This is a genomic window from Actinokineospora auranticolor (assembly GCF_002934265.1).
GTDB classification, from domain to species: Bacteria; Actinomycetota; Actinomycetes; order Mycobacteriales; family Pseudonocardiaceae; genus Actinokineospora; species Actinokineospora auranticolor.
Genome location: NZ_PTIX01000010.1, coordinates 294,487 through 302,094, shown reverse-complemented (window position 1 = coordinate 302,094; position 7,608 = coordinate 294,487). Strand labels below are relative to the sequence as shown.

5 protein-coding genes and 1 pseudogene are annotated in these 7,608 nt (G+C 69.1%); 5 read left to right on the top strand and 1 reads right to left on the bottom strand.

Going from position 1 to position 7,608, the window contains the following annotated elements; translation table 11 throughout:
• Positions 1-537 precede the first annotated feature (537 nt).
• From CLV40_RS20245 to katG, 3 genes and pseudogenes are all read left to right on the top strand, one after another.
• Positions 538-899: pseudogene (locus tag CLV40_RS20245) on the top strand (transposase family protein).
• Positions 900-1,243: 344 nt separating this feature from the next.
• A complete protein-coding gene (locus tag CLV40_RS20240; RefSeq protein WP_104480509.1) occupies positions 1,244-1,666 on the top strand; it encodes a Fur family transcriptional regulator in 423 nt (140 codons plus the stop codon).
• Between the two features lie 64 nt (positions 1,667-1,730).
• Entirely contained in the window at positions 1,731-3,926 is a 2,196-nt protein-coding gene (gene katG, locus CLV40_RS20235; protein WP_104480544.1) for a catalase/peroxidase HPI, read from the top strand.
• Positions 3,927-4,054: 128 nt separating this feature from the next.
• On the opposite strand, the gene CLV40_RS20230 is transcribed toward katG, so the two are convergent.
• The gene (locus tag CLV40_RS20230) at positions 4,055-5,368 is read right to left on the bottom strand and encodes a GGDEF domain-containing protein (RefSeq protein ID WP_245931412.1); all 1,314 of its coding nucleotides are present in this window, start codon (positions 5,366-5,368) and stop codon (positions 4,055-4,057) included.
• Positions 5,369-5,982: 614 nt separating this feature from the next.
• On the opposite strand from CLV40_RS20230, the gene CLV40_RS20225 reads away from it, so the two are divergent.
• Both CLV40_RS20225 and CLV40_RS20220 read left to right on the top strand, forming a co-directional pair.
• Entirely contained in the window at positions 5,983-6,951 is a 969-nt protein-coding gene (locus CLV40_RS20225) for a hypothetical protein (protein WP_104480507.1), read from the top strand.
• The gene (locus tag CLV40_RS20220) at positions 6,948-7,568 is read left to right on the top strand and encodes a hypothetical protein (RefSeq protein ID WP_104480506.1); all 621 of its coding nucleotides are present in this window, start codon (positions 6,948-6,950) and stop codon (positions 7,566-7,568) included. Before CLV40_RS20225 ends, CLV40_RS20220 begins: the two co-directional genes overlap by 4 nt.
• The last annotated feature ends 40 nt before the right edge of the window (positions 7,569-7,608 follow it).

The window sequence follows — 7,608 nt, the reverse complement described above, 5'->3', positions numbered from 1 at the left end:
GCGGATTTTTCCCCCTGAGCGCCAGGCGAGAGCGTTATCGGAGACCCGCGCGGAAATCAACGAGAGACACCTCGCGGCCCGAAGGCACCGAACGTACCCCCGTGTGGCCAAACGTGGACGCCATAAACGCTACCCCACCAAAAAGGGCAAACATCAAGGCGTTCGACATCAGGGTCCGGCCACCATCAGAATCCTCGCACCTAGCCTAAGTTAGTGGCATTGCGCCTCCGGCCCCCAGGTTCCATGCTACCGGTGGGCACCGACAAGATCGGTCGAAGATGATCAATCCTGTGAGGCTCATTCACGACCCGCGATGATCACCCCGAAGCAAGAGGTTGCGGTCCGTTTGCGAGAATTTGGTTACCGCACTTAGGTCTCTCAAACGGATCACCTCCATGCATCATGCCACCGGCCTCGCTCGAGGCCGTGTTGAGGAATTGTGCGCTCTGATCCGCGAAGCGACCGAAGGCTCGGTTCGTCGATCATCCGGAGTTGTTCTCCGGGAAGCACTGCACGACCGGACTCACCGTCCAGGTCGTGTGCACGCCGGACGGACGCCTGAGATGGGTATCGGATCCGATATCGGGATCCCGGAACGACATCGTGGGCCTGAAAGCCTCGCACGTTCACGACGGACGAGACCCCGGCACCTGGCTTGGCGACAAGGGCTACATCGGCAGCGGCATCCTCATCCCGATCAGAAAAACCCGAAACCGCGACAGTCCGACTGGGAAAAAGAGTTCAACCGACAGCGCAACTCAATTCGTGTCGTGGTTGAACGCGCCATCGCCCAACTCAAGACCTGGCGCGTTCTCCACGCCGACTACCGGCGCCCCATCAACACCTTCACCGACACCATCTCGGCCGTTATCGGCCTCTATTTCTACACCGCTGAATAACCCCCTGTAGACAACTCGGGCGTTGTCGGCCGGGAGTCGGGCGCGTTGGGGTGTGGGTGAGGCGTAGTGGGGTGTGCGAGGTCCTCGGGGTGGGGAGGGTATGCCTCCGGCCCCCGGTATCCATTCTAGTGGTGAGCACCGACAAGACCGGCCGAAGATGATCATGCTTGTGGATAACCGGGAGGAGGCGGGGCGTGGGGGTGGGGCTAAGATGATCTTGAACGAGGGTGGCCGGGTGCGTGCTGTGCGCGGGTGTGTCGGGGCGGTGGGTGGCCGGCAGCGTGGGGCGTGTGGTCAGCCACTGTTAACTTGATTAATTCCAGAAAACCCGTAAGACTGCCCGCGTGCCCACGGCCTCCGACTTCCGGCAGCTGCTGCGGGCCGCGTCACTGAGGGTGACCGGCCCCCGGCTCGCGGTGCTGTCCGCCGTGCACGCGCACCCGCATGCCGATACGGACTCCATCATCGGGGTTGTTCGGGGTGAGCTCGGTGGGGTGTCGCACCAGGCCGTCTACGACGTGCTGCGGGCGTTGACCGGGGCCGGGTTGTTGCGTCGTATCGAGCCGCCTGGGTCGGTGGCTCGTTATGAGGCTCGGGTGGGGGATAACCACCACCACGTTGTCTGCCGGTCTTGCGGTGTCATCGCCGATGTGGACTGTGCCGTGGGGTTCGCGCCCTGTTTGACCGCTTCCGACGCGAACGGTTTCGTCATCGACGAGGCCGAGGTCGTCTACCGGGGTCTGTGCCCCGGGTGTTCCCGAGCTTGATGACTTGTCTGTGCAGTTCTCCGAAAGGAATCGCGTGTCCGAGCCAAACGCCGTCGTGGGTGAGATGAACGAAGGGGGCGCCGGTGGGTGCCCCGTGTCGGCTGGGCGGATCAACCACCCGACCGAGGGCGGCAGCAACCGCGAGTGGTGGCCGAACCAGCTGAACCTGGCCATCCTGCGCAAGCACTCGGCCGTCGCCAACCCGAATGACGCGGACTTCGACTACGCCGCCGAGTTCCTGACCGTCGACCTCGACGAGCTCGCCGCCGACGTCGACGCCGTGCTGACCACCTCCCAGGACTGGTGGCCCGCCGACTTCGGCCACTACGGCCCGCTGATGATCCGCATGGCCTGGCACAGCGCGGGTACGTACCGCATCCAGGACGGCCGCGGTGGCGCGGGCGCGGGCATGCAGCGCTTCGCCCCGCTCAACAGCTGGCCGGACAACGGCAACCTGGACAAGGCCCGCCGCCTGCTGTGGCCGGTCAAGCAGAAGTGGGGCCGCAAGGTCTCCTGGGCCGACCTGATGATCTTCACGGGCAACCGCGCGCTGGAGACCATGGGCTTCAAGACCTTCGGCTTCGCCGGTGGCCGCGCCGACGTGTGGGAGCCCGACCAGGACGTCTACTGGGGACCCGAGCGCACCTGGCTCGGCGACGAGCGCTACACCGGCGACCGCTCGCTGGAGAACCCGCTGGCCGCCGTCCAGATGGGACTCATCTACGTCAACCCCGAGGGCCCCAACGGCAACCCCGACCCGCTGGCCGCCGCGCGCGACATCCGCGACACCTTCGGCCGCATGGCGATGAACGACGAGGAGACCGTCGCGCTCATCGCCGGTGGTCACACCTTCGGCAAGGCGCACGGCGCCGGTGACGCGGACAAGCACGTCGGTGCCGAGCCCGAGGGCGCGCCGCTGGAGGAGCAGGGCCTGGGCTGGCGCAACAGCTTTGGCTCCGGCAAGGGCCGCGACGCGATCACCAGTGGTCTGGAGACCACGTGGACGCCGACGCCGACCAAGTGGGACAACACCTTCTTCGAGGTGCTCTTCGAGCACGAGTGGGTGCTGACCAAGAGCCCGGCGGGCGCGCACCAGTGGGAGCCCGCCAACGGCGCCGCCGCGAACACCGTGCCCGACCCGGAGTCCGGCGAGCTGACCCGTCCGCCGACAATGCTGACCACCGACCTGTCGCTGCGGTACGACCCGATCTACGAGGCGATCTCCCGCCGCTTCAAGGACAACCCCGCCGAGTTCGCGGACGCGTTCGCGCGGGCGTGGTTCAAGCTGACGCACCGCGACATGGGCCCGATCCAGCGCTACCTCGGCGCGCAGGTGCCGCAGGAAGCGCTGATCTGGCAGGACCGCGTGCCCGCCGTCGACCACGAGCTGGTGTCCGAATCGGACGTTGCCGCGCTCAAGCGGGACATCCTGGACTCGGGTCTGACCGTCGCCCAGCTCGTGAGCACGGCGTGGGCCTCGGCGTCGACCTTCCGCGGCAGCGACAAGCGCGGTGGGGCGAACGGTGCCCGCATCCGCCTGGAGCCGCAGCGGAGCTGGGAAGTCAACGAGCCCGAGGTGCTTTCCGGCGTGCTGAGCGCGCTTGAGGGTGTGCGGGAGCGGTTCAACGCCGGTGGCAAGAAGGTTTCGCTCGCCGACCTGATTGTGATCGCAGGCAACGCCGGTGTGGAGCAGGCCGCCGCGGCCGCGGGCCACACCGTCGTCGTCCCGTTCACGCCGGGCCGCACCGACGCCACCGCCGAGCAGACCGACGCCGACTCGTTCGCGGCGCTGGAGCCGACCGCCGACGGCTTCCGCAACTACCTGGGCAAGGGCCACCGCCTGCGGGCGGAGTTCCTGCTGGTCGACCGGGCGAACCTGCTCACGCTGAGCGCGCCGGAGATGACGGTGCTCGTGGGCGGTCTGCGGGTGCTCGGCGCGAACCACAAGCAGTCGAGCGCGGGTGTGCTGACCGACCGGCCGGGCACGCTGACGAACGACTTTTTCGTGAACCTGCTGGACATGGCCACCGAGTGGAAGCCGACCACGGCCGACTCGGAGAGCTTCGAGGGCCGCGACCGGGCCACGGGCAAGGTGCGGTGGACCGGTAGCCGGGTGGACCTGCTGTTCGGGTCGAACTCGGAGCTGCGGGCCGTGGCCGAGGTGTACGCGAGCTCGGACGCGCAGGAGAAGTTCGTGCGCGACTTCGTGGCGGCGTGGGCCAAGGTCGCTGACCTGGACCGGTATGACGTGAAGAAGTAGTCGGGTGTGGTGGAGGGGCCCTCGCGGGGTGCTGCGAGGGCCCCTTCTGTTCCAGCGGGGGTGCAGGGGTTTGAGACAGCCTGGGCCGGGTGGGCGGGCGCGGCTTGGGTGGGGTGGGGTGGGGTGGGTTAGTGGATCTCAGCCGGTGAAGTCGCGGCGATGACGCGGTTGCGGCCTGTCGCCTTGGCGGTGGACAGGGCCTCGTCGGCCAGTTCGGCCAGGTCCGGCAGGGTCGCGTCCCAGGTCGGGGTGACCGCGGCGCCGATGGAGACCGTGCAGGGCGGGGCCTCGTGGCCCAGGCGGATGTTGGTGCCGCCCGCGGGTCGGGTGATGGTGAGGTCCAGGTCGCGGACGCCGGTGCGGATGCGCTCGGCGATGGCGATCGCTTGTGGCAACGTGGTATTTGGGAGTACCACGCACAATTCCTCCCCGCCCCAGCGGCACGGGAGGTCGTCGCCGCGGATCTGGTGGCGGAGGACGGCCGCGATGGCCGCCAGCAACTGGTCCGCGCCCGCGTGGCCGATGCGGGTGTTCCACTCCTTGAAGCGGTCCACGTCCACGTACAGGAACGCCGTGGGGCGGCGGGCCGCCTGGTCCGCGACGAGGGCCAGCTGGGCCGCGGGTTCGAAGCCGCGGCGGTTGGGGAGGCGGGTCAGCGGGTCGGTGAGGGCGTCGTGCAGGAGTCGCTTGCGGTCGGCGGTGGCCTGGGCCAGTTGGTGCCGCATGCGGGCCAGGGGCGCGATGACCAGGAGGATGGCGGCGCCCAGCACCACGCTGACCGAGAGCAGCACGCTCAGGCACACCGCGAGGACCAGTGTGGACACGATGTAGACGTTGGCCGACGGTTCGCCCAGCAGTTCCCGCGGCGACCACGTCCGGTTGATCAGTCCACGCGCGACGCCGATCAAGGCGCCCTGCACCACGAAGTACACCGCCATCGCCGCGATCATGGCCAGCGCCGAGTCCAGGGCGAACACGTCGTGCACGGCGGGCAGCGCCCCGGTGAGGCGCTCCCCTAGCGGAGTCGACTCGGCGACGGCGTGCACACCCAGCGCGCCCGCGGTGATGGCTGCCGTGGTGAACAGGAACGAGTGCGGTGGTTTGCGTGCGATGAGGAAGCGGCGGTGGCGGAGCAGGGCGATCAGGGCGAAGAGCAGCCAAACCGGCAGCAGCAGCGCCGCGCTGAACACGAAAACCGATGTCTGGTCGACGTGTTCGCCCTGGTTGTCGGCCAGTCTGCGGCGCTCCTCCCACTGGCGGGTCAGCGCCAGGTACGCCACGGCGATGGCCGCCAGCGTGCCGAAGCGCACCCAGTCCGAGCCGGAAACCCGCTCACCCCAACCCGCCGCGACCGTCCAGACCGCGACAGCGGTGTCCAGTCCGAGCAGCCACACCACCGCCGCGACGGGGCGTGTCCACAAGGTCCAGTCCCGCACGGGCACCCGGCGGTTCCACCACCGGTCCCGACCCGCCACACTGGTCCGGTCAGGCGGCACCGGGCGGGTGTCCGCGGGCGTTCGACCGGTTGGGGTCTCGTCGACCTGGTGTGGAGGTGGCCGCCGTGCCGGTGCGCGGCGACCCCAGGTCGTCAGGGCGTCAGCCATTCCACTTCTCCCCAGGGTGATCGGAGGCAGGCCATGTGCGGCGACCGCGAGCTGTAGGAGATCTCCTACCCCGTCGGGTTCCTCACCCCGTGCCCCGGCGCGGGGCCGGCGGCGTCGGCCGCACCCCCAGCGTGGCCGACGCCGTCCTCCCCCGGATCCGCGAACTCCCCCAAGCCGCATCTCGTGCCCCCCGACCCGAACCGCTGACTCTCAGCGACGTGTAACTGAGATTGTGCCTTTCTTCCACTCAGAGGCTAGGTCGGTTTCCCTTGACCCAGGCCGGTTGCAGGCACCTTTCACTCGGATAGATCAACTTGCTACGCAGTGTGATCAAACACTGCTGCATTCGAGTGGTGCGGCGATCGCGTACGCCGGCGGCGGTAAAGGTGGGTTAATGTCGGCACGCGATCAGTTACACCCCTCTGGCGGGTGATGGACTCTGGGGTTCGAGCATGGCGGGCGACGAGCCGATAGCGCAGGTAGGTCACGGCCGGTTCGGTGGTGACCGGAACTCCGACGGTGGTCAGCACGAGTTCGGTGGCTGCCAACAGTTCAATGGTGGTCAAGGGGCGTTCGGCGCCGACCGGCACTTCGATGGGGGTCGGTCCGAAAGCGGCGGATACCCGCTCGCCGCGCGGCTGGACTTCCTGTTCACCACGGTCCGGCGCCCGGTCACGGACAAGGAGCAGGCGGCGGCCTGCCGCGCCGCGGGCGACCCGGACCTGCCGCGCGAGTGGCGCTCCTGGAGCAACGCCGAGTTCGAGCGCGCGCTCAAGGACCGCAACGTCAGCGGCTGCACCCGGATCTACCTCGGGTTCCTGCGCGCCGGTCAGCGCGACAACCCGTCGTTGCACGTGTTGCAGGGCATCGCGCGGATCTTCGAGGTGCCGCTGGCTTTCCTCGTCGAGGACGTGCAGCCCGGTCGCACCCTCGCCGACCACCTGGCCGAGTGGCGCCGCCACCGGGAGCGCTCGCGCGCGGAGGCGTTGGAGGCGCTCGGGCCCGTCGAGGAATCCCTGGACGTCCGGCTGAACCGGCTGTTCACCGTCTTCCGCGCCGAGAACGGACACGAGTACACCGACGCCGAGGTCGCCGCCGCCGTCGGCTCGACGGCCGAGGAGATCCGCTCGCTGCGCGACGGCAGCGCGCACGACGTGGGCATCAACGTGCTGCGCGCCGTCGCGGGCTTCTTCTCCGTGCCCGCCAGGTACCTGCTCGGCGACCCTGAGGACTACCGCCCCCTGACCACCCAGTTGAATACCCTGGCAACCTTGGTGGGAGTCGGCCCCGACGTGGTCGCGCTGGCCCGGGCGCTCAACGACGCCAGCCCGCGCACCCGGCGGATGGTCGGGGAGGTCGTGGCCGCGCTGCTGCGCGAGGACGCGCTCGACGACGAGGACGGGGGAGACGAGCCACGGTGAAATCCGGTGGGGGGCGGGCGCTGCGCCGGGACGTGCTGGCGCGGTTGCGGCCGATCCTGTCCGCGATCGAGGCGGACAAACGGGTCGACGGGCCGTTCGACGTCCACCGGTTCTGCGCCGCCGTGGCCCGCCACCGGGGCAAACCGCTGCGGCTGGTGCCGATGGGGCGGGTGTTGCCCGCGGGGCAGCGGCCGTCGTTCACCGGGCTGTGGGTCGGCACCCGCAAGCGCGACTTCATCCTCTACGACGATGGGACCGCGCCGCTGCTCGCCCAGCACTCGATCCTGCACGAGCTCGGCCACATGCTGCTTGACCACGGTGTTAGCGGTGGGCTGGACGCGGCGCAGTGGACCGTGCTGCTGGCATCGATGCCGGACCTCGACCCGGTGATGGTGCGCCGCGCGGTGCTTGGTGGGCGTTGTCGGGGAGATACGGCGGCGCCGCCGGATGAGGCCGCGGCTCGGCAGGAACGGGAGGCGGAGATCGCGGCGGAGGAGCTGTTCTTCCGCTACTGCGCTTCCGGTGTGGTGGAGCCGCCGCCGCGTCTTGACCCTGAGGAGCTTGAGGTGCTTCGGCGCCTCGCCGCTGCGTTTGGCGCGGAGCTGGGGCCGTCGTGACTCGCGGGGTGGTGTCGGCCCGGGGGCTGTTCGCGGTGGT